The 20012-nt window shown below is 74.3% G+C and carries 21 protein-coding genes; 9 read left to right on the top strand and 12 right to left on the bottom strand.

Going from position 1 to position 20012, the window contains the following annotated elements:
- Window positions 1–25: 25 nt before the first annotated feature.
- The gene (locus ACGH7X_RS17415; RefSeq protein WP_399886265.1) at window positions 26–1006 is read right to left on the bottom strand and encodes a MurR/RpiR family transcriptional regulator; all 981 of its coding nucleotides are present in this window, start codon (window positions 1004–1006) and stop codon (window positions 26–28) included.
- A gap of 55 nt (window positions 1007–1061) precedes the next feature.
- Here ACGH7X_RS17415 and ACGH7X_RS17410 point away from each other — a divergent pair, with 55 nt between their 5' ends.
- Both ACGH7X_RS17410 and ACGH7X_RS17405 read left to right on the top strand, forming a co-directional pair.
- Window positions 1062–1445, top strand: a complete 384-nt coding sequence (locus ACGH7X_RS17410) for a hypothetical protein (RefSeq protein WP_399886264.1) — start codon at window positions 1062–1064, stop codon at window positions 1443–1445.
- Between the two features lie 10 nt (window positions 1446–1455).
- Window positions 1456–1752 carry a DUF4031 domain-containing protein gene (locus ACGH7X_RS17405; RefSeq protein ID WP_399886263.1) on the top strand — a complete coding sequence of 99 codons (297 nt, stop codon included), beginning with the start codon at window positions 1456–1458 and terminating at the stop codon, window positions 1750–1752.
- Here ACGH7X_RS17405 and ACGH7X_RS17400 read toward each other — a convergent pair.
- Entirely contained in the window at window positions 1734–2813 is a 1080-nt protein-coding gene (locus ACGH7X_RS17400; RefSeq protein WP_399886262.1) for a GNAT family N-acetyltransferase, read from the bottom strand. The two genes, ACGH7X_RS17405 and ACGH7X_RS17400, sit on opposite strands and share 19 nt — an antisense overlap.
- A 10-nt stretch (window positions 2814–2823) precedes the next feature.
- Window positions 2824–3486 (bottom strand): hypothetical protein, encoded by a 663-nt coding sequence (locus tag ACGH7X_RS17395; protein ID WP_399886261.1) that lies wholly within the window; start codon window positions 3484–3486, stop codon window positions 2824–2826.
- 85 nt (window positions 3487–3571) lie between these two features.
- On the opposite strand from ACGH7X_RS17395, the gene ACGH7X_RS17390 reads away from it, so the two are divergent.
- The 3 genes from ACGH7X_RS17390 (at window position 3572) to ACGH7X_RS17380 (ending at window position 5720) form a co-directional block, all read left to right on the top strand.
- Window positions 3572–4219: a TetR/AcrR family transcriptional regulator gene (locus tag ACGH7X_RS17390; protein ID WP_399886260.1), complete on the top strand. Its 648-nt coding sequence runs from the start codon at window positions 3572–3574 to the stop codon at window positions 4217–4219.
- Window positions 4220–4251: 32 nt separating this feature from the next.
- On the top strand, window positions 4252–4944 hold the full coding sequence (locus ACGH7X_RS17385; RefSeq protein ID WP_399886259.1) for a maleylpyruvate isomerase family mycothiol-dependent enzyme: 693 nt from the start codon (window positions 4252–4254) through the stop codon (window positions 4942–4944).
- An 86-nt stretch (window positions 4945–5030) separates the two neighbouring features.
- A complete protein-coding gene (locus tag ACGH7X_RS17380) occupies window positions 5031–5720 on the top strand; it encodes a copper homeostasis protein CutC (RefSeq protein WP_399886258.1) in 690 nt (229 codons plus the stop codon).
- A 183-nt stretch (window positions 5721–5903) separates the two neighbouring features.
- Here ACGH7X_RS17380 and ACGH7X_RS17375 read toward each other — a convergent pair whose 3' ends face one another.
- On the bottom strand, window positions 5904–8000 hold the full coding sequence (locus ACGH7X_RS17375) for a HelD family protein (protein ID WP_399886257.1): 2097 nt from the start codon (window positions 7998–8000) through the stop codon (window positions 5904–5906).
- A 278-nt stretch (window positions 8001–8278) separates the two neighbouring features.
- Between ACGH7X_RS17375 and ACGH7X_RS17370 the strand changes: the two genes are divergently transcribed.
- A complete protein-coding gene (locus ACGH7X_RS17370; protein ID WP_399886256.1) occupies window positions 8279–8464 on the top strand; it encodes a hypothetical protein in 186 nt (61 codons plus the stop codon).
- A 14-nt stretch (window positions 8465–8478) separates the two neighbouring features.
- Here the strand turns inward: ACGH7X_RS17370 and ACGH7X_RS17365 are convergent, their stop codons facing one another.
- From ACGH7X_RS17365 to ACGH7X_RS17355, 3 genes are all read right to left on the bottom strand, one after another.
- Window positions 8479–10125 carry a DNA repair helicase XPB gene (locus ACGH7X_RS17365; protein WP_399886255.1) on the bottom strand — a complete coding sequence of 549 codons (1647 nt, stop codon included), beginning with the start codon at window positions 10123–10125 and terminating at the stop codon, window positions 8479–8481.
- A gap of 77 nt (window positions 10126–10202) precedes the next feature.
- Window positions 10203–10379 (bottom strand): hypothetical protein, encoded by a 177-nt coding sequence (locus ACGH7X_RS17360; protein WP_399886254.1) that lies wholly within the window; start codon window positions 10377–10379, stop codon window positions 10203–10205.
- A 381-nt stretch (window positions 10380–10760) separates the two neighbouring features.
- Window positions 10761–13382: a helicase-associated domain-containing protein gene (locus ACGH7X_RS17355; RefSeq protein ID WP_399886253.1), complete on the bottom strand. Its 2622-nt coding sequence runs from the start codon at window positions 13380–13382 to the stop codon at window positions 10761–10763.
- A 130-nt stretch (window positions 13383–13512) separates the two neighbouring features.
- Here ACGH7X_RS17355 and ACGH7X_RS17350 point away from each other — a divergent pair, with 130 nt between their 5' ends.
- Both ACGH7X_RS17350 and ACGH7X_RS17345 read left to right on the top strand, forming a co-directional pair.
- Complete coding sequence (locus ACGH7X_RS17350) at window positions 13513–14532, top strand: hypothetical protein (RefSeq protein WP_399886252.1); 1020 nt, start codon at window positions 13513–13515, stop codon at window positions 14530–14532.
- A gap of 380 nt (window positions 14533–14912) precedes the next feature.
- The gene (locus ACGH7X_RS17345) at window positions 14913–15575 is read left to right on the top strand and encodes an HAD family hydrolase (protein WP_399886251.1); all 663 of its coding nucleotides are present in this window, start codon (window positions 14913–14915) and stop codon (window positions 15573–15575) included.
- Here ACGH7X_RS17345 and ACGH7X_RS17340 read toward each other — a convergent pair.
- Window positions 15524–15802, bottom strand: a complete 279-nt coding sequence (locus tag ACGH7X_RS17340; RefSeq protein ID WP_399886250.1) for a hypothetical protein — start codon at window positions 15800–15802, stop codon at window positions 15524–15526. The two genes, ACGH7X_RS17345 and ACGH7X_RS17340, sit on opposite strands and share 52 nt — an antisense overlap.
- Window positions 15803–15968: 166 nt before the next feature.
- Between ACGH7X_RS17340 and ACGH7X_RS17335 the strand changes: the two genes are divergently transcribed.
- Window positions 15969–16352, top strand: coding sequence for a cold-shock protein (locus tag ACGH7X_RS17335; protein ID WP_345594981.1), 384 nt, complete (start codon window positions 15969–15971; stop codon window positions 16350–16352).
- A 13-nt stretch (window positions 16353–16365) separates the two neighbouring features.
- Here the strand turns inward: ACGH7X_RS17335 and ACGH7X_RS17330 are convergent, their stop codons facing one another.
- Genes ACGH7X_RS17330 through ACGH7X_RS17315 form a run of 4 tightly spaced genes read right to left on the bottom strand, consistent with a single transcriptional unit; the run spans window position 16366 to window position 19939 of the window.
- Window positions 16366–17271, bottom strand: coding sequence for a 1,4-dihydroxy-6-naphthoate synthase (locus ACGH7X_RS17330; protein WP_399886249.1), 906 nt, complete (start codon window positions 17269–17271; stop codon window positions 16366–16368).
- Window positions 17252–17956 carry a futalosine hydrolase gene (locus tag ACGH7X_RS17325; RefSeq protein ID WP_399897112.1) on the bottom strand — a complete coding sequence of 235 codons (705 nt, stop codon included), beginning with the start codon at window positions 17954–17956 and terminating at the stop codon, window positions 17252–17254. The genes ACGH7X_RS17330 and ACGH7X_RS17325 overlap by 20 nt, the downstream gene beginning before the upstream one ends.
- A gap of 23 nt (window positions 17957–17979) precedes the next feature.
- Window positions 17980–18489, bottom strand: coding sequence for a DUF2771 domain-containing protein (locus ACGH7X_RS17320; protein WP_399886248.1), 510 nt, complete (start codon window positions 18487–18489; stop codon window positions 17980–17982).
- 58 nt (window positions 18490–18547) lie between these two features.
- A complete protein-coding gene (locus ACGH7X_RS17315; protein WP_399886247.1) occupies window positions 18548–19939 on the bottom strand; it encodes an MFS transporter in 1392 nt (463 codons plus the stop codon).
- Window positions 19940–20012: the final 73 nt, after the last annotated feature.

Genomic DNA, 20012 nt, shown 5'->3' with positions numbered 1-20012 from the left:
ACGGACCCGCAGCCGCCCGCAAAGCTCAAGCCCTACGGTCCCCCGCTCCCCCGCGCAGCGCCCCGTGCCGGTGCGCCAGCGCCTCGTAGGACGCGGCCAGCGCCGGCGCGGCCGACTCGTAGGTCCGCTGTGCCACGCCCACGAACAGGCAGTCCACGACCAGCAGCTGACTGGTCCGGGACGACATCGCCGCCGGCCGCAGCTCGCTCTCCCGCGACGTGGACGTGGTCAGTACGTGGTCGGCGTACTGCGTGACGGGACTGTCGGGGCGGCCCGTGATCGCGACGGTCGTCGCGCCGCGCTCGAAGGCGACGCGCAGCGGTTCGATGACGTCGCCCGTCGAGCCGGAGTGCGTGATCGCGAGGGCGACGTCCCCGGTACGCAGCTGCACCGCGTTGGTGACGGCGAGGTGCGTGTCGCCCGGGGCGTGGGCTATGAGCCCTATGCGCAGCATCTTCTGGGTGAGGTCCTGGGCGACCAGGCCGGAGGCGCCGATGCCGTACACGTCGGTGCGGCGGGCGGCGGCGAGCGCGGCGACGGCCGCGCCGAGCTGGACGGTGTCCAGTCCCGCGGCGGTGTCGGCGAGGGTCTGCTGCTCGTCGTAGGCCAGCTTGGCGACGACGTCGGCGATCGGGTCGTCGACCGCGATGTCCGTCGTGATGGCGGGCGCGCGGCCGGACTGCTGCTGGGCGGCGAGCCCGGCCAGCGCGAGGCGCAGATCACGGTAGCCCGGGTAGCCGAGCAGCCGGGCGGTGCGTACGACGGTCGCCTCGCTGGTGCCGGTCAGCTCGGCGAGGCCGGTGACCGTGAGGGCCGCGCAGCCTGCCGGGTCACCCGCGACGGCCTCGGCGACCCGCTGCATGGAACGGGTCATCGACGGCGCCAGGGTGCGGACCTTGGCCGCGAGGGCGGCGGGCGCGGGCGGTGCGGGTGGTGCGCTTCCGCCGCCGGCGGCACGGCGGCCCCCGGAAGCGTTGGCGAAAGTTTCCTTCACTTCATCGGTCACTCATGAAAGATATTTTCGTTTCGGTCCGCGGGTCAAGAGTGCGCACAATGGGTGCATGGACCCCATCAGCCCCCTGGAGCAGACGCTGCACGCCGCGCGCGCCCTCGTGCTGGCCGACCTGGTGGCCGGCCAGGTCGCCGAGCCGGACGTCGTGTCCCTCGTCGAGGAGTCCGTCGTGCAGCGGCGCTGGTGGGTCGAGCAGTGGCCGGAGGGCGCCCCGTTCGTGGCGGGGCTGGTCGCGCAGGACGTGCAGGACGCCCTGCTGGAGCGGTACGGCCGCTGGCCGCTGTGCCCGGTGTGCGGCTCCGGCGACCCGCACGCGCTGGACGTCGAGCCCGAGCTGGGTCCCGATCCGCACTGGGTGTGCGGTCAGGCGGGCGTGAAGGTCGCGGCGGTCGGCTCGCTGGGCGCCGCCACCGGCGGCCCGGAGTCCTCGTGAGGGCGGCCCGGTGACCCTCTACATCGACCCGCCGACCTGGCCGGGGCACGGCCGCCTGTGGTCCCACCTCGTCAGCGACGTCTCCTACGCCGAACTGCACGCCTTCGCCGCGACCCTGGGCGTGCCCCGCCGCGCCTTCGAACGCGACCACTACGACCTGCCCGCCCAGCGCTACGCCGATGCCGTGTCCGCCGGCGCGCTCGAGGTCAGCAGCCGCGAGGTGGTGCGGCTGCTGCACGGGGCGGGGCTGCGCCGCCGCAAGGGGTCCTCCCGCACCGCCCCGGGTGCTCAGTCGCGCAGCTCGTAGGCGAACTGCTCGGCGCCCTCCGCGTCCGTGCCCGCGACCCGGGTGAAACCGGCACGGACGATGACGGCCTGCGAGGCGGTGTTGTCCGGGTCGGTCGTCGCGAACACCGACGTCACCTCGTCCCGGGCCAGCGCCCACGCGGACAGCGCGCGCAGGCCCTCGGTCGCGTAGCCGTTGCCGCGGGCGGCCTCGACGAGGTCGTAGCCGATCTCCACCCGGCCGTCCTCGTCCGGCGGCCCGTGGAAGCCGATGCCGCCGACCGCGCGCCCGTCCTCGCCCCGTACGAGGACGAACACCCCCCACTCCGGCCGGTGCACGCCCGCCTCGTACGCCTTGAGCAGCATCCCGGCGGCGTCGCGGGTCCCCTGGAAGGGGCCGCCCTCGACCCACGCGAAGCCGCCGTCGCCGCCCGCGGCGAGGTCGGTGGCGGCGGCGGGCGTGACGCCCTGGAGGGTGAGCCGCCCGGCCGGGACCACCAGGTTGTTGCGCCAGCGCCACCCGGTGACCGGGGCACGCCCGGGCAGGTCGCCGCGGCCGGTCGCCCACAGCAGGGTGCGCCAGGGGTCGGCGCCGGGCTGGACGTGCGGGAAGATCCGGGCGAGGACGTCCGCGCACAGCTCGGCGGGCGGCTCGTGGGCCAGCCCGAGCACCTCGGCGATGTCGTGGGTGTGCAGGAGCACCTCGACGATCCCCATCGCGGCGAAGCCCTCGCGGTTCGCGCTGCGGTAGGGGTACGGGTGGAAGGCCCGCACCTCGCGCGGGGTGGTGCGCAGGGTGGCGGCGAGCAGCGCGCCGGTCGTCTCGATCACCTGGAGCACGTCCTCGTTGCCGGTGCCCTCGTCCAGGGTGATCTCGAAGGGGACCCACACCTCGGTGGCGCGTCCGGCCAGCTGGCTCGCGTAGGCGATGAGGATGCCCGCGACGTGCTCCGCCGTGTACCGGCAGCTCCATTCGAGCCGCCCGGCCCGCGCCGCCTCCCAGTCCCGGTCCGTCGCCGTCCGCAGCAGCGCGACGGCGCTCGCGACGGCCTCCTCCACCTGTTCCCCGCCCAGTGTCCGCATGCCGGGCAGGCTAGACGCCCGGGGTGTCGGGGAGCGACAGCATTTCCAGCTCGCCGGTGAGGTTGTGGCGGGCGGTGGCCTCCCACTCCCGACGCGCGTGCGGGGTGTGGAACAGGCTGGGCAGGTCCAGGAGCTGGCGCAGGATCGCGGCCCGGCCCTCGCGGAAGGCCTCGTTCGGCACGAAGTGGTACTCCTCGCGGACGGCCGCCGTGTACGCCGCGTACGCCGACGGCGGCGAGGCGAGGATCGCCAGGTCCGCGTCGCACAGCACCTGCCCGTCGCGGTCGTCGGCGGCCGGGGCGTGGGTGACGGTGAGGCGGACCAGCCGGGCCACCTCGGCGGCCTTCAACGCCGGGACCCCGGCCTCGGGCAGGGCACGCTCGGCGAGCCGGGCCGACCGCTCCTCGTTCTCGGACCGGTCGGGCTGGTAGACGGCGTCGTGGAACCACGCGGCGAGGCGTACGACGTCGGCGTCGTCGGCGTGTTCGGCCAGGACGTCGACGTGGTCCAGGACCGCGGTGAGGTGCGCGAGGGTGTGATAGTGCCGCTGGGGCTCCTGCCAGCGGGCGAGCAGGTTGTCGGCGTACGGCGCGGGGTCCGGGCCGCGCACGGGGCTCCTGGCCAGGTCGAGGGCGCGGGCGAAGCGGGAGCGCAGGACGTCGAGGTCGGCCATGCGCGCATTCTTCCAGATAGCTGTCGTGATAGCTTCTAACCGGCTTCTAGCCGATTTGTGAAATCCGAGAGATGGCGGGCGGACCATGCCGGAGCCGCGCACGAAGACCCCGCGCGAGCGCTACCGCACCCAGGTGCAGGCGGAGATCAAGGAACACGCGTGGGAGCAGATCGCCGCGGCGGGGGCGTCCGCGCTCTCCCTCAACGCGATCGCCAAGCGGATGGGCATGAGCGGACCCGCGCTCTACCGGTACTTCGACGGCCGCGACGAGCTGATCACCGAACTCATCAGGGACGCCTACCGAAGCCAGGCCGACGCCTTCCGGGCGGCCGCCGAGACCGGCGCCGACCTGGCCGGGCTGGCGCACGCCCTGCGCGCCTGGGCCCTGGACGACCCGCAGCGCTACTTCCTCGTCTTCGGCACCCCCGTCCCCGGCTACCGCGCGCCCGACGACATCACCGAGATCGCCGCCGAGACCATGGCGGTCATCGTCGACGCCTGCGCCGCGCTGCCGTCGAACAGCCCCGCGGGCGCGTTCGACACGCACCTCGAAGCGCACCGCCACTGGGCGGGCGACCACCCGGCGCCCCCCGCGGTCCTGCACCGCGCCCTGTCCTTCTGGTCCCGGCTGCACGGCGTGCTGTCCCTGGAACTCGCCGGCCAGTTCACCGGCATGGGCTTCGACCCGGCCCTCCTGTTCGCCGCCGAACTGGACGACCTGCTGGACCGCTGACCGCGACCGCGCCCGGCCCTAACGTGGAGTCCATGACGACTCCCGCAGACGTGCACGACGTACGCGACCCCGAACTGCCAGGCCGGCTGCTGACCATCGAACGGGACGAACTGGTCCCGCTGCTGCGGTCCCGGCCGGACGCGGACTTCGCGCTGCCGGTGGCCGCGTGTCCGGGCTGGACCGTGCGCGACGTACTGGCGCACGGCTCCAGTGCGCTGACCCGCGTGGTGGAGAACCGCCTCGACAAGGGCGCCTTCTCGCCCGAGTCCAACGACCGCGACATCGCCGAACGCGCCGACTGGACCAACGGCCGGGTCGTCGACGAACTGGAGCGCGGCATGACCGAGGCCGGCCCGGTGATCGGCCGCGCGGGCGGCGCGCTCGACTTGATCGCACTGGGCGAGTGGGTGCACGCCGGTGACGTACGGGTGGCCCTCGGCGAGCCGGGGGCGTACGCGGGACGCGGACTGCCGGAGGCGCTCGCGCTGCTCGGCACGCTCACCCGCGACCTCGGGCACGTGTCGCTGCACGCCGACCTCGACGACCTGGACGAGCCCCTGAAGCTGGGCGCGGTCAGCGGTGAGCGGCCGCCGGGCCGGTTCATCGGCGACGCCGCCACCCTCGTACGGCTGTACGCGGGGCGGCCCCTCGACGGAGCGAACGGTACGACGGGGTACGAGCTGGCCGGGGTGGAGGCGGCGGAGCTGAACCTCTTCGGCGGCTGAGCGGCGACGCGGGCACCCCGGCCTGCCATCGGGGCGTAGTCTTGGATTGGACTAGACCTGTAGCAGGCCGCGACGAATGGGGTCCCATGAGCAAGCGTGCAGTCCTGGAGGTGATCGCCCTCGACGTCGAGGACGCGGTCGCCGCCCAGGCCGGAGGCGCGGATCGCCTCGAACTGGTCACCGACATGGCGGCCGACGGACTCACCCCGCACGCCGGGACCGTCGCCGCGATCCGCGCCGCCGTCGACATCGACCTGCGGGTGATGCTGCGCCTCGCGGACGGGTTCGCCGCCGGCGACGTCGAACGGCTGACACGGGTCGCCGGTCGGATGCGGGAGGCCGGGGCCACGCAGTTCGTGCTGGGGTTCCTCGACGCGGAGGGCGACGTGGATCTCGGGGCGGTGGAGCGCATCGCCGAGGTGCTGGACGGGTGCCGGTGGACGTTCCACCGCGCGATCGACCGGGCCGCGAACCGGGACGCCCTGCGCAAGCAGCTCGCGGACTTCCCGGGCCTGGACACCTACCTGACGGCAGGGGCGGCCGGTGGGGTGGACGACGGCCTGACCGTGCTGCTCGCGGAGGCGCGGCGGCGGGGGGAGCCGGGGTACGAGCAGCAACTGCTGGTGGGCGGCGGCCTGCGGCTGGAGCACGTACCGGGGCTGCTGGACGCGGGGATCGACGGCTTCCACATCGGTGGGGCGGCGCGGCCCTCCGGGTGGGAGGGGCCGGTGTCGGCGGACGCGGTGGGGGAGTGGCGGCGGGTGCTGGGGGACTGAGCGTTCCGCCGGGTGGTGCGCCTGTGCTCGTGCGGCGCGGGTGGGGAGCGCGGCCCGGCGTGGCGGGGTGCCTCCCCCACTCCCGGCTTCGCTCGAGCGGGAGCTGCCCCCACCGCCCACCCGTGCCGCCTGGGGACACCTCCCAGGCCGTTCAGGCACTGGGGGAGGCACGACTGCCCGCAGCTAGGCGAGCTGCGGCGGCAGTCCCGTCGCGTGGGTCACGATCAGGCCCGAGACCGCTCGCGTCAGCGCCACGTACAGGCGGCGCAGCCCCGTGCGTTCGTCGGGCTCGCCGTCGACCACGGCCTGCGGTTCGTCCAGGACCACGTAGTCGTACTCGAGGCCCTTGGCCAGCGAGGCCGGGACCAGGGTCAGGCGGGTGGCGTGGGTCGTCTCCTCGCCGGGGCCGACGTACCCGATCCCCTCCGCCCCCAGGGCCGCCGCCAGCTCCGGCACCCTGGCGTCGGCGGCGATCAGGCCGACCGAGCCCTCCCGCTCCAGCAGCTCACGGCAGGCCGCCACCACGTCGGCCGTACCGGCGCCGGCCGCGCGGATGTCGAAGAAGCCGGGGTTCTCGCGGATCGACGCCACCGGCGTCAGGCCCGGCGCGATGTCCGGCAGCAGCCGGGAGGCGTACGCGATGACGTCCGTCGGCACGCGGAAACCGGCCGTCAGCTCCTCGACCACCGCCTCGCCCTTGCCCAGATGACCCAGCGCCTCCTCCCAGCTGCGGGTCGCCCACGGCGTGGTGCCCTGCGCCAGGTCGCCGAGGACGGTCGCCGAGCCGGTGGTGCAGCGCCGGCCCACCGCGCGGTACTGCATCGGGGACAGGTCCTGCGCCTCGTCGAGGACCACGTGCCCCAGGGAGTGGGTGCGCTCGATCAGGTCGGTCGCCTCGTCGATCAGCACGGCGTCGGCGGGCGACCACTTCGCGGCCTTCACCGAGCGGGCCGGCTTCACCCACAGCACCGCCTTCTGCTCGTCCTCGGTGAGGATCCCCCCGGCGTGCTCGGCGAGGAAGTCCGCGTCGGCGAGCAGACGCAGGACCAGCCTGGCCGGGTCGACCTGCGGCCAGACCGTCTTCACCAGCGCCTTCACGGCGGCGTTGCGCGCCACCGCGTTCTGCACCCGGTCGTCCGGCGCCTCGCCCGCCCGCTCCATCTGCACCAGCACGGCGTGCGCGATCCGCTGCGGCAGCGCCTCGCGGGCGGCGCCGTAGCGGATGTCACGGGCGAGCAGCTCGCGGACGATCTCCTCCAGCTCGTACGCCGCCACCCGCCAGCGACGCGAGCCGCGCACCACGACGACCCCCTCGGTGGGCAGGGTGACGTGCGAGTAGAGGGCCCTGCGCAGGACCTGCGCCATCCGCGCGTCGCCCTTGATCACCGCCGTCGTCGCCTCGTCCGCGCCGCGCACCTCGACGTGGGCGACCAGGTCGTCGACGGTGGCCTGGCGGACCGTCAGCTCGCCGAGCGCCGGCAGCACCTGCTCGATGTAGTGCAGGAAGGACCGGTTCGGCCCGATGACCAGGGTGCCGGTGCGGGCCAGGCGCTCGCGGTGCGCGTACAGGAGGTAGGCGACGCGGTGCAGGCCGACGGCGGTCTTGCCGGTGCCCGGACCGCCCTGCACACAGACGGAGCCGGTCAGCCCGGCGCGTACGATCTCGTCCTGCTCGGGCTGGATCGTCGCCACGATGTCCCGCATCGGGCCGACACGGGGCCGCTCGATCTCCTGCTGGAGCAGCTTGCTGGTGGCCGCGGCCTCCGCCGGGTCCAGCAGGTGCTCGTCCTCGTACGCGGTCAGGTCCCCGGCGGTGTAGCCGAAGCGGCGGCGCAGCGAGATGTCCTGCGGGTCCTTCTTCGACGCCCGGTAGAACGGCTGCGAGACCGGTGCCCGCCAGTCGATCACCATCGGGTCGCCGTCCGCGTCGTGCACGTGCCGCCGCCCCACATAGAAACGCTCGCCCGTCTCCCACCGCCGCCCTTGCAAGGAAGGCGCTTCGCGCCCTTTTGATTCCTCCCCGCCTTCGGCCCGCTCGGCGCCCGGAGCGTGCACGTAGTCGAGCCGGCCGAAGAACAGCGGGGTCTCGCTGAGGTCGGCGAGTGCCTTGATGCGTTGCTCGATCTGGCTCTCCAGGACCGCGGCGTTGACCCAGTTCGCGGTGACGTCGGTGATGTCGAGGGACTCCACGTCCGCACGCATCGCGCGCAGGGCGGAACGGGACGCGGCGAGGTGGGAGCGTTCCCTGGAAAGGGGGTCGTCGTGGACGGGCGTGGACAAGGGAGTGCCTCCGGATGACCTGCGGTGTGGTGGGCGCGGGACGCGCGCGGGGGCCGACCGGTTTCCGTCCGGACGGCAGCACTCCGGTGGGGAGGCGGGCAAGAGCGGAGAGTCTAGAGGAGCGGGGGCGGCACGGGCCAATGAATATTTTCCGACCCCTAGGGGTCGGGCCCTCCTACCTGAGGGGCAGGCGTCCACCCGCAGGCGTACGCGGCGCCCGCGGGGGTTCGGCCCGCAGACCGATGCCGTTCGGCGGCCCGCGGTCGCACCATGGAGTCATGAGCGCAGCAACCATCTCCCCCGCCCCGGCACCGGGCCGCGCGTCCGGTGCCACGTCCGTGGCCGGCAGCCACCGGCACCGGCTCGGTGACACCCTGCGCGCCGTCAGGGTGTTCGCCGGCGCCGCCTTCGACGTGGTCGTCCTCGGCGAGTACGGCGAGGAGGCCGGCGTCCGCCGCCGATAAGCCCTGAGGGCCCCTCAGGCGTCCTCCGCCAGTACCTCGTCCGCGTCCATGATCCGGTAGGCGTAGCCCTGTTCCGCCAGGAAGCGCTGGCGGTGGGCCGCGAAGTCCTGGTCGAGGGTGTCGCGGGCGACGACCGAGTAGAAGTGCGCCTGGTGGCCGTCGGCCTTCGGACGCAGTACCCGGCCGAGCCGCTGGGCCTCCTCCTGCCGCGACCCGAACGTGCCCGACACCTGGACGGCGACCGTCGCCTCCGGCAGGTCGATCGAGAAGTTCGCGACCTTCGACACGACGAGGACGCTGATCTCGCCCTGCCGGAAGGACTCGAAGAGCTTCTCCCGCTGGGCGTTGGACGTCTCGCCCTTGATGACCGGCGCGCCCAGGTGCTCGCCCAGTTCGTCGAGCTGGTCGATGTACTGGCCGATGACGAGGATCTGCTGCCCGGCGAAGCGCCGCACGATCGCCTCCGTCACCTTGCGCTTGGTGTCGGTCGTGGCGCAGAAGCGGTACTTCTCCTCCGTCTCGGCGGTGGCGTACGCGAGCCGCTCGGAGTCGGTGAGGTTGACCCGGACCTCCACGCAGTCGGCGGGCGCGATGTAGCCCTGCGCCTCGATCTCCTTCCACGGCGCGTCGAACCGCTTCGGCCCGATCAGCGAGAACACGTCCGACTCGCGGCCGTCCTCCCGCACCAGGGTCGCGGTCAGCCCGAGCCGCCGCCGGGCCTGGAGGTCGGCGGTGAACTTGAAGACCGGCGCGGGCAGCAGGTGCACCTCGTCGTAGACGATCAGCCCCCAGTCCCGGGAGTCGAACAGCTCCAGGTGCGGGTAGACGCCCTTGCGCCGGGTCGTCAGCACCTGGTACGTGGCGATGGTGACCGGCCGGATCTCCTTGCGGGTGCCGCTGTACTCGCCGATCTCGTCCTCGGTCAGCGACGTGCGCTTGACCAGCTCGTGCTTCCACTGCCGGGCGGAGACGGTGTTGGTGACCAGGATCAGCGTCGTCGACTTGGCCTGCGCCATCGCGCCCGCCCCGACCAGCGTCTTGCCCGCGCCGCAGGGCAGGACGACGACACCGCTGCCGCCGTGCCAGAAGTTCTCCACGGCCTGCTTCTGGTACGGGCGCAGCGCCCACCCGTCCTCGGCCAGCTCGATCGGGTGCGCCTCGCCGTCGACGTACCCGGCGAGGTCCTCGGCCGGCCAGCCCAGCCTCAGCAGCGTCTGCTTGATCTGGCCGCGCTCGGAGGGGTGCACGGCCACCGTGTCCGCGTCGATGCGGGTCCCGACCAGCGGCGCGATCCGCTTCGACTTCAGGACCTCCTCGAGGACCGGCCGGTCGGTGGTCGTCAGGACGAGACCGTGCGCCGGGTCCTTGGAGAGGGTGAGGCGGCCGTAGCGGTCCATCGTCTCGGCGATGTCGACGAGCAGCGCGTGCGGCACCGGGTAGCGGCTGTACTCGACGAGGGCGTCCACGACCTGCTCGGCGTCGTGGCCCGCCGCCCGCGCGTTCCACAGGCCCAGCGGCGTCACCCGGTAGGTGTGGATGTGCTCCGGCGCCCGCTCCAGCTCGGCGAACGGCGCGATGGCCCGACGGCAGTCACCGGCCTGCTCGTGGTCGACTTCGAGGAGCAGGGTTTTGTCGGACTGGACGATCAGCGGACCATTCACGGGCGGCACCCTTTCGCGTGCGTACGGCCGGACGACGGCTCGGCCAAACGTCCAGTGTGCCTGATCGCGGGGCGGGGCTACCCGAGAGCGATGCCGATGTTATTGACGAGCGGCCCCTCCAGCGCGGCGGCCCTGGGGACGAGGGCGCCGAACAGCGCCGCGGCCGTGATCAGGGCGGCGACGGAGACGGCGACGGCGGAACGGGCTGCGGAACGGGCTGCGGAGCGGTCGGGGTCGGAGGGCTTGGCGCGCATGGGAGGCCTTTCGGATGCTCGGAATGCGGGGAGGACGGCGGGCCGGGCCAGGGGGACTGGGACCCGGCCCGCCGAGAGGTGCGCAAGGGGGGACGGGTCAGAGGGTGACGCCTCCGCCGAGGTCGATGCCGATCGCTGCGGCCTCGGCGGCGAACGCCGCGAACAGCGCCGCGGTGGAGGTCAGGACGGTGACGGCACGGCGAACGGCAGTACGCATCGGGTTCTTCCTTTCGGTTCGTTTGCAGGGCACCCGGTGGCTGCCCGAGCCTCGACGACCCGATGCGGAATATGAAAAAAGCTCCCTCGCAGGTGCGAATCACCCGGCGTGGCGTGCATGAACCACCGCGTACACCCGAAAGTGCGCGACCGTCGTACGCCGGTTCAGCCCGCGTCGTCGGCCAGCTCGGCCACGCCGGTGATCCGGTGCAGCGGATAGGTGCGCACCTCGTCCGCCGTATGGTCGTACGCCGTGACGAAGCCGCCCTCGACGCGGATCGGCGCGATCACGCGCTGGCTGGCGGCACCCTCGGCGTTCACGTAGCCGATCCACAGCGCCTCGCCGGTCAGGACCGCCGCCTGCATGGTGGCCAGCGTCTCGGCGGCGCCCGTGCGGGGCAGTTCGCCGCCCGGGGCGCCGTCTTCCCCGCCCGGGGCACCGCCTTCCCCGCCCCCGGGGCCCGGCTTGCGCGGGGTCGTGGAGGCCAGGTCGCCGGCCCGGACGGCACGGATCGCCGCCGCCAGCAGCGTGTCGTCGGGGGCCGGCGGACCGTCCGGCACCGGCTCCGGCGCCGTCCGCGGCGGGGTGCGGTGGGAGTCGGCGCGGGTGATCAGCACGTCGCCCGCGGCGGACTCGGCGGCCGGCGCGAAGCCCAGCGCGCGCAGCCCCTCGAGCAGCGCCGCCGGATCGGCCTGCGCGGCCAGCACGGTCGGCGCCAGACGGCGCAGGCCGAGGCCGGCGGCCCGCTTGTCGGCGAGGATCTCGTCCAGCGTGGCGTCGTCGTCGCAGCGCACGTACGCCGAGGCCGCGCCCACCCGCAGCTGTCCGTGCCGCCGGGCCACGTCGTCGATCAGGTACGTCAGGGGCTGCGGCACCGGCGTACGGGAGTGCCGGGCGAGGAAGGCGTGCAGGTCGGCGGCGGTCCGCCCGGCGTCCAGCGCACGGCGTACCGAGCCCGGCGTGAACCGGTAGACCGTCGCCCCGCCCCTGGACTCCACGTCCGCGAGCACCCCCAGCAGTTCGGCCAGCGGACGCTCCAGCGGTCCCGGCGCCACCGCCGTCAGGTCGGCCTGGAGCAGCACGTGGTCCAGGGGTTCGGGGAAGAGGGGTTCGAGCAGCCGGGCGGCGGTCGCGGTGGCCGCGGCCTGCTCGGCGGCGGAGGCGGGAGCGAGCGCCGGCGGGGTGCGGTGGTGATGGACGGGGAGCTTGTCACCGGGACCCTCGGGATCCCTGTGACCCCCGGGGCCCCCGGGGTCCTCCGCCGGGCGGGACGGTTCGGGCGCCCCGATCAGCGCCCGCCCCGGCGACGCCAGCGCACCGCGCCCGGTGACGCCGAGCAGCTCGGCCTCGGACAGCGTCCATCGGGCGATCCGGGTCCGCAGGTCGTCCTCCCGGGACTCCCGGGTCTCCCGTTGCTCCCGCCGGGGGCCGCGCAGCGGGCGCTCCCAGCGCAGCCGGGCCAGCACCGACTCCTCCGTGGGCGAGGCACCCTCGGGCAGCCCCGCCAGCAGGGCCAGCACCCGGTGCCGTACCTCCGGCGCCGCCGAACGGTCCAGGTTCGGGCCCAGCGCCGAGAGCGTACGTTCCTTCGCGTCCCGCCCGCCGACCACGCCCGGCGTCCGGGTCGCCGTCAGCCACGTCCCGGCGAGCCGCGCCCAGCGCTCGGCCGGGGGCAGCTCGCGCCACTCGTCGTACGCCGGGGTCGCCGCGTACCGCTCGTCGGCCTCCCCGTCGGAGGCGATCAGCCCGGCCCCGTAGGCCAGTTCGACCCAGAAGGCGGCGACCGGCTCGGGCACGTCCAGGGCGACGGCCGTCCGCTTCAGGTCGCGCACGCTCAGACCACCGGACCGCAGCACCGTCGGGCCGCCCTCGTCCCACTCCTTCAGCAACTCCTCGACGACTCCCAGCGCCGCCAGGGCCTGCCCGGCCGCGGTGGCGTCCACAACCTGTGGACGGTGCGTGGCGGCGGCCTCCACCGGCGTCGGCACCGGCTCGGGCGTGCGGTGCGCCCGGCCCGCACGCAGATGCAGGGCCACCTCGCGGGGCAGCACGACCGTGCCGGGCGCGGTCGGCAGGAGCAGGCCCCGGTCGAGCAGCGCGCGCAGGTGGTGCGCGGGATCGTGGGTGACCTGGCCGTACGGCGGGCCCCACACCAGCCGGGCCAGCACCTCCCGGGACTCCTCGGGCAGCTGGGCGAGGAGCGCCGCCATCCGTTGCCGGTCGGCGAACAGGGCGGCGAGCGCGGACACGGCGGAGACGGAGTCGTGCGTCGAGGGCAGTCCTGCGGCGGTGAGGATCTCCTGGATCCGGCCCGGCGACATCCCCGCCGTCGCCTCCCGCACGGTGGGTCCGAGCCCCGTCGGGGACGGATGCTGCGGGGAGGGCGCGAGCAGCTCACGGGCGGTGCGCACCAGCCGCAGCCGGTCCTCGGGACCCCACACCAGGGCCTGCTCGCGCAGCAGGGCGGCGGCCCGGGGCAGCGCGGCCGAGACGGCGGGGTCGGCCTCGTCGCCGCCCATCAGCGCGAGCAGCTCGCCGTACGACGCCGGGTCCGACGCCACGGCCAGCGCCTCGGCCGTCTGCAGCGCGAACCGGTCAAGACGCTCCAGCGCCCGCACGACCGAGGCACGGGTACCGGCACGGGTGGCGAGCTGGGTGAGGTCGGTGGGCACGGGGGTGATGAGGTCGGGGCGGCTGCGCAGGAGGGCGGCCAGCGAGACGTCGTCCCTGACGCGGAGCGCCTCCGCGAGGGACCGGGGGGCCGCGGACTTCTCCTCGGTGCTCATCCGGCCCACGTTAGCGGGTGGGTACGGCGCCGGGGTGCGGCTGCGACGGCGCGGTGGCCTCGGCCCCCCGGGGGAGGATTCGGTACCTTCGTGCGACGGGGTACCACAACACACCGCCCCGGAGGGGTCAGTGGGGATCGAGAGCGACCAGGTCGTCTTCGAGTATCTGAGCCGCGTCGGCGACGTGGCCCAGCAACGCCAGTTGCCGTCGGCCACCCGCATGCGGCTGGTCTCGGAGCTGCGCAACGAGATCGACCGGCACCGTGCGAAGACCACCGTGGACAGTCCGGCCGCCGTCCGCCGCATCCTGGACCGGCTCGGCAGCCCCGACGACATCGTCGACGCGGCGGGCGGCACGAGCGGGACCCGGCAGCCGTCGGTGCCGCCGCCCACCGCCGTGCCCGTCCAGCGGGACTCCGGGCCCCGCAAGGCCGAGCGCCGCAAGAGCCTGCGGCGCCCCGCGCCCGAACCCCCGGCCGAACCCCCGGCCGAGCCCGCGGCCTCCCCGCCGCACCTGGCCGGCGCGCAGGAACTGGGCGGCGCCGGGGGCCGCCAGCCGGACTGGTGGCGGGTGGAGGCCGGCCCGTTCGCGGGCGTCGGCGACAGCGTGCCCGGGTTCGTCGGCGGCGTCGAGATCCCGGAGCTGCTCAAGCCGCCGCCGCGGGCGACGGACGCGACGGAGAAGAAGGACGCCACCGGCGGGAAGGCCCCCGGGGAGTCGGTGGAGGCGGTGGAGGAGGCCGAGGAGCCGGTCGACGGGGAGCCGGACGGGACCCGCCGCCGCCGCCTGCCCCGCCTGTGGCCCGAGGGCGGCTGGAACAACCCCCTCCTCCTGCTCGCCGCGGCCCTCCTGGTCGTCGGTGCCGTGCTCGGCAACCTCGTCCCCCTCGGCCTGGGCTGGCTGATCGCCTACCTCTCCCGCCGCCTGACCCCCGCCCAGTCGAAGTGGGCCGTCCTGGGCCTGCCCGGCACGGTCGCCGCCGCCGGTGCCGTGTGGCTGTGGGGCCGCACCGAGGGCCGCTGGGGCGATCCGATCACCGAGGGCCACATGAACGACGCCGTCGCCGACACCTGGCCCTGGGTCCTGCGCACCGCCGCCGTCGCCACGGCCCTCTACCTCCTCTGGCGCACCCGCCGCCTGCGCGGCTGACTGGGCGAGACCGCGCCGACGCTTCCCGTCCCCGGGCCCCGTGCCTGCGGTGAGGCAGCCCCGGTGTTCGCCACTGGTGGTGTGCTTGCCCGTCGACCGCCGTCGGCGCGCACCCGCCGCCTGCGCGGCTGACCGTGCGGGCACCGTGCCGACGGTTCCCGTCCTCGGGCCCCGTGCCTGCGGTGAGGCAGCCCCCGGCGTTCGCCACCGATGGCGTGCCTGCCCGTCGACCGCCGGCGGCTCGGTCCCCGAGGGGCGGGGCACGGCGGGCGCGAGGGCCTTGTGCGCCGACGTGGAGTCCCGTGATGCGGCCGGCGGCGCCAGGCGGCCGGACCGGGTGCCCCGCGAGCACCCGCCGGGGCCCCGGCACAATGGACCCCATGGCCTCCACCACCCGCCCCGCGCCCACCGTCGGATTCGATCTCGACATGACGCTGATCGACTCGCGGCCCGGCATCCGCGCCTGCTACCTCGAGCTGAGCGCGCGGACGGGGACGTACGTCGACGCCGACCTGGCCGTGACCCGGCTCGGGCCGCCGCTGGCCGAGGAGCTGGCCAACTGGTTCCCGGCCGAGGAGATCCCGGCCGTCGCCGACCTGTACCGGGAGATCTACCCGGCGTACGCGATCGAGCCCACGCTCGCGCTGCCGGGCGCCCGGGAGGCCGTGGCCGCCGTACGCGAGGCCGGTGGGCGAGCGCTCGTCGTCACCGCCAAGTACGAGCCGAACGCCAAGCTGCACCTGACGCACCTCGGCATCGAGCCGGACGCGGTGATCGGCGGCCTGTGGGCCGAGCAGAAGGCCGTCGCGCTGCGCGAGCACGACGCGGACGTGTACGTCGGCGACCACGTGGGCGACGTCCGCGGGGCCCGCGCCGCGGACGCCCGCTCCGTGGCCGTGGCCAGCGGGCCGTGCGACGCCGAGGAACTGCGCGCGGCCGGCGCCGACGTCGTCCTCGCCGACCTGACGCGGTTCCCGGACTGGCTCGCCGCCTACCGGGACGGCGAAGGCGACGCCGAAGGGCCGGCCGCGGCGCGCGCCTGACGCCGCCCGGCCGCGACCGACCGGAGCACCCCCGCCCCGGCGATCAGGAAGCCCACTCCCATCAGCATGCTCAGCACGAACATGTAGGTGGGAAAGGGCGTCGTGTCCAGCAGCAGCGGGGCCACCGTGACGAGAGTGGCCACGGCGCCGACGAAGAAGACGATCGCACCGGCGCGGATCAACCGGTCACCGGGCGCGGCGGAATTCGTTTGGGTTTGTTCACGCACTCGACCAGGGTAGTTCCCAGGCCTGGGGAACAGCCGGGGGACGTCTTGTCACCGGCTTGAACACCATTAGCCTTGGTATCGGCGGGTCGGTCAGGACGACCCGCCCAAGTGCTATCAAGAGCCGTTTCCGAGCAGTTTTCCGACGAGTACGAGGACGAGGACAGACGTGCCTACCGGCAAGGTCAAGTGGTTCAACAGCGAGAAGGGCTTCGGCTTCCTCTCCCGCGACGACGGCGGTGACGTCTTCGTGCATTCCTCGGTCCTCCCCGCCGGAGTCGAGGCACTGAAGCCGGGACAGCGAGTCGAGTTCGGTGTGGTCGCCGGACAGCGCGGTGACCAGGCGCTCTCCCTCACCCTGCTTGACCCGGCGCCCTCGGTCGCGGCCGCGCAGCGCAAGAAGCCCGACGAGCTGGCCTCCATCGTGCAGGACCTGACGACGCTCCTGGAGAACGTCACCCCGATGCTGGAGCGGGGCCGTTACCCCGAGAAGACCGCCGGCAAGAAGATCGCCGGCCTGCTCCGCGCCGTCGCCGACCAGCTCGACGTCTGATCAACGGCGATCGCTAGGGAAACGCCAGCGCGTCCGGGCCGAGGGCCGGTACCAGTCCCTCGGCCGCCGCGCGGGTCAGCAGGCCCCGGATCGCCGCGTAGCCGTCCTCGCCGAGGTCGGCGGTGAACTCGTTGACGTACAGCCCGATGTGCTGGTCGGCGACGGCCGGGTCCATCTCCTGCGCGTGCTCCATGACGTACGGCCGGGACACCTCCGGGTCGTCCCAGGCCGCGCGGACCGAGGCGCGGACCGCGTCGGCCAGCCGGGTCAGCGCCTCCGCGCCCAGCGACCGCCGGGCGATGATCGCGCCCAGCGGGATCGGCAGCCCGGTGGTGTGCTCCCAGTGCTCGCCCATGTCGGCGAGCTTGTGCAGCCCGTAGTTCTGGTACGTGAAGCGCGCCTCGTGGATCACCAGGCCCGCGTCGACCTTCCCGTCCCGCACGGCCGGCATGATCTCGTGGAAGGGCATGACCACGATCTCGCCTACCCCACCGGGCACCGTGTCCGCCGCCCAGAGGCGGAAGAGCAGGTACGCCGTCGACGTCTCGCTGGGCACCGCGACCGTGCGGCCCCGCAGTCCCCCACTGCCGAAAGCGTGGGAGGTGCCCCCAGCGTCCGCCTCCCGGGTCAGCACCAGCGGCCCGCAGCCCCGGCCCAGCGCGCCCCCGCAGGGCAGCAGGGCGTAGTCGTCGAGGACGTACGGCAGGACGGCGTACGACACCTTCAGCACGTCGAACTCGCCGCGCTGGGCCATGCCGTTGGTGATGTCGATGTCCGCGAAGGTCACTTCGACGGCGGGGGCGCTGGGAGCGCCCGGGATACGGCCGTGGGCAAGGGCGTCGAAGACGAAGGTGTCGTTCGGGCAGGGGGAGTACGCGATCTGCAAGGGCTCAGGGGTCTCAGCAGGCATGTCGGTCATGTGGGTTCCAACTCGTGAGGACGGGTGCGAGCTTCCCGAAGGCGTCCGTCAGTGCCGCGAGCGCCTCGCCGATGCGCCAGGCGGCGCGGTCGCGCGGGCCGACCGGGTTGGAGACGGCGCGCAGTTCCAGCACGGGCACGCCGTGCGCGGCGGCGGCCCCGGCGACGCCGAAGCCCTCCATCGCCTCGGCCAGGGCACGCGGGTGGCGGGTGCGCAGCAGCGCGGCGCGTTCGGCGGTGCCGGTGACGGTGGAGCCGGTCAGCACGGTGCCGGGGCGGGCGCCGGTCGCGGCGGCCACGGCGGCGACGAGGCCGGCGGGCGGGTGGTGGGTGACGGTGCCGAAGCCGAGTTCGGTGACCGGCAGGAAGCCGTCGGCGGTCTCGGCGCCCAGGTCGGCGGCGGTGATCTCGTCGGCGACGACGAGCGAGCCGACGGGCGCGTGCGGTGCGAAGCCGCCGCCGATACCGGCCGAGACGACCAGGTCGTAGGGCGAGCCCCCGAGGGCCGCGGCGGTCAGGGCGGCGGCCGTGGAGGCGGCGGCGAGGGCGGGGCCGACCCCGGCGTCCAGCAGGTCCCAGCCGCCCGGCAGCCGGTGCAGGACGATGCCGGGACGGGGTACCTCGGTGCCCGGCGCCGGGAACGCCCGGGCCACCGCGTCCCGTTCGACGGGGACCGCGGTGGCCACGAGGATGTGCGCGGAGGACGTGGTCAGTCCTTCTTCAGCTCGAAGACCCACACGCCGGTGATCTTCTGGCTGCCTTCCTTGCCGTCACGGGCCGCCACGGCGACGTTCGTCGAGTCGCCCTGGGCGCCGTACTGGGCGTTGAAGAACACGCTGCCGGGCACGGTGCGGTAGGTCTTGTCGCTGTCCTCGACCAGCTGCTGACCGTTCATCAGGATCGTCCAGTGCTGGTCGGCGATGTCCGGGTCGACGCCGAACCGCACGGTCTCGTCCTGGTCGACGGTGATGGACTTCGCGTCCTTGTCGTCCAGGCACTTGGTGATCTCGTCGGCGGAAAGGGTGTCGCCCTGCCCGCCGCAGGTGGCCTCGGAGCTGACCGAGTCACTGCCGACGGTGATCGTCGAGATCGGGGTCGGCTCGTCACAGGCGGACAGCAGGAGCAGTCCGGCGGATACGGCGCCGGCGGCGGCGACGGCGCGGCGGCGCCGCACAGCGCCGTGTCCGATAGCGGCGGTGCCGCGGGGCAACGTGGTCATGGGCGAAGGCTATACGGCGCTCCCGGCCCGTCCCCCACCTGGGTACGGCGTGGCGTGATCACGCCACCCTCGGCCGCGCCGGTCCCCCGTGCCGCGCCGAGTCGAGCAGCCCCCGTACGGTCGTCAGCCACCCGGCGGCGATGATCGCGGCGGCCACCGCCAGGCCCAGCGTGCCGTTGAGCGGCAGCACGATGCCGACCGCGCCGCCGAGCACCCAGGAGACCTGGAGCAGCGTCTCCGAGCGGGCGAAGGCCGAGGTGCGGACCTGTTCCGGCACGTCCCGCTGGATCAGCGCGTCCAGGGACAGCTTCGCGAGCGCCTGCGCGAACCCGGCGACCGCGGCCAGGCACGCCACCAGGACGGCGCTGAAGAACACCGCGGCCACCACCGCCGCGCCCAGCACGATCACGACGACCGTCACGATGATGATCTCGGGCGCACGGGAGCGCAGCCACGCCCCGACCGCCGTGCCCAGCGCGTTGCCCGCGCCGGCCGCGACGCCCACTATTCCCAGCGACACCGCCGCGCTCTGCCCGGTCATCGGGTGCACGCGCAGCAGGAACGCCAGGAAGAAGATCAGGAAGCCGGTCAGGCAGCGGATCGCGGCGTTGGCGGCCAGCGCGTGCGTCACCGCCGGACCCACCGTGCGCAGCCCCGGGCGCTTGCCCCGCCCCCGCAGCGGCCCGGGCAGGTGGTCCTCGTCCGAGGCGAGCAGGGCCCGGTCCTCGCCGCGCGCCGAGTCCACCTTCCGCGGCAGCGTGAACGACAGGACGGTGCCCGCGACGAAGATCACGAACGCGCCGTACAGCGGCCACCGCGGCCCCACCTGCTGGAGCCCCGCGCCGATCGGCGCGGCGACGCCGGTGGCCAGCAGCCCGCACAGCGTGACCCGCGAGTTCGCCTTCACCAGGGAGATGCGGGGCGGCAGCAGCCGCGGCACCACCGCGCTCCTGACCACGCCGTACGCCTTCGAGGCGACCAGCACGCCGAGCGCGGCCGGGTACAGCTCGATGCCGCCGGTGACGACCGCGCCGGACAGCACCAGCGCGAGCACCGCGCGGGCGCCCATCGCGGTCGCCATCGCCGCGCGGCGGCCGTGCGGCAGCCGGTCCAGGATCGGGCCGATCACCGGCGCGAGGAGCGTGAACGGGGCCATGGTGATGGCCAGGTACAGCGCGACCCGGCCGCGCGCCTCGTCGGTGGGGACGGAGAAGAAGACGGTGGAGGCGAGCGCGACGGTGATCATCACGTCACCGGCGCCGTTCACCCCGTGCAGCTCGATCAGCTTGCCGAGGCCCGACTCGCCCGCGCCGTGCGCGTGGGTCGCCCGGCGGATGCCGCGCGCGGTGCCGGTCACCGGCAGGCGCAGGGCCCGGCCGACGGCACGGAACCGGGAGCCGGGGCCGCGCCACCGGCTCCCGCGCTTGAACTCCGTCCGTGCGGCTGCCACCCCGTCATAGTGCCCCGAGAGGGGCGGCTGTAGCGTCGATACGGCACGTATGGCGGTGATCGAGTCGGGTGAC

It is taken from the genome of Streptomyces sp. BBFR51, from assembly GCF_044591655.1.
Classification (GTDB): domain Bacteria; phylum Actinomycetota; class Actinomycetes; order Streptomycetales; family Streptomycetaceae; genus Streptomyces.
Note: the sequence above shows the minus strand (reverse complement) of the source record. Positions and strands in the feature narration are given on the sequence as shown.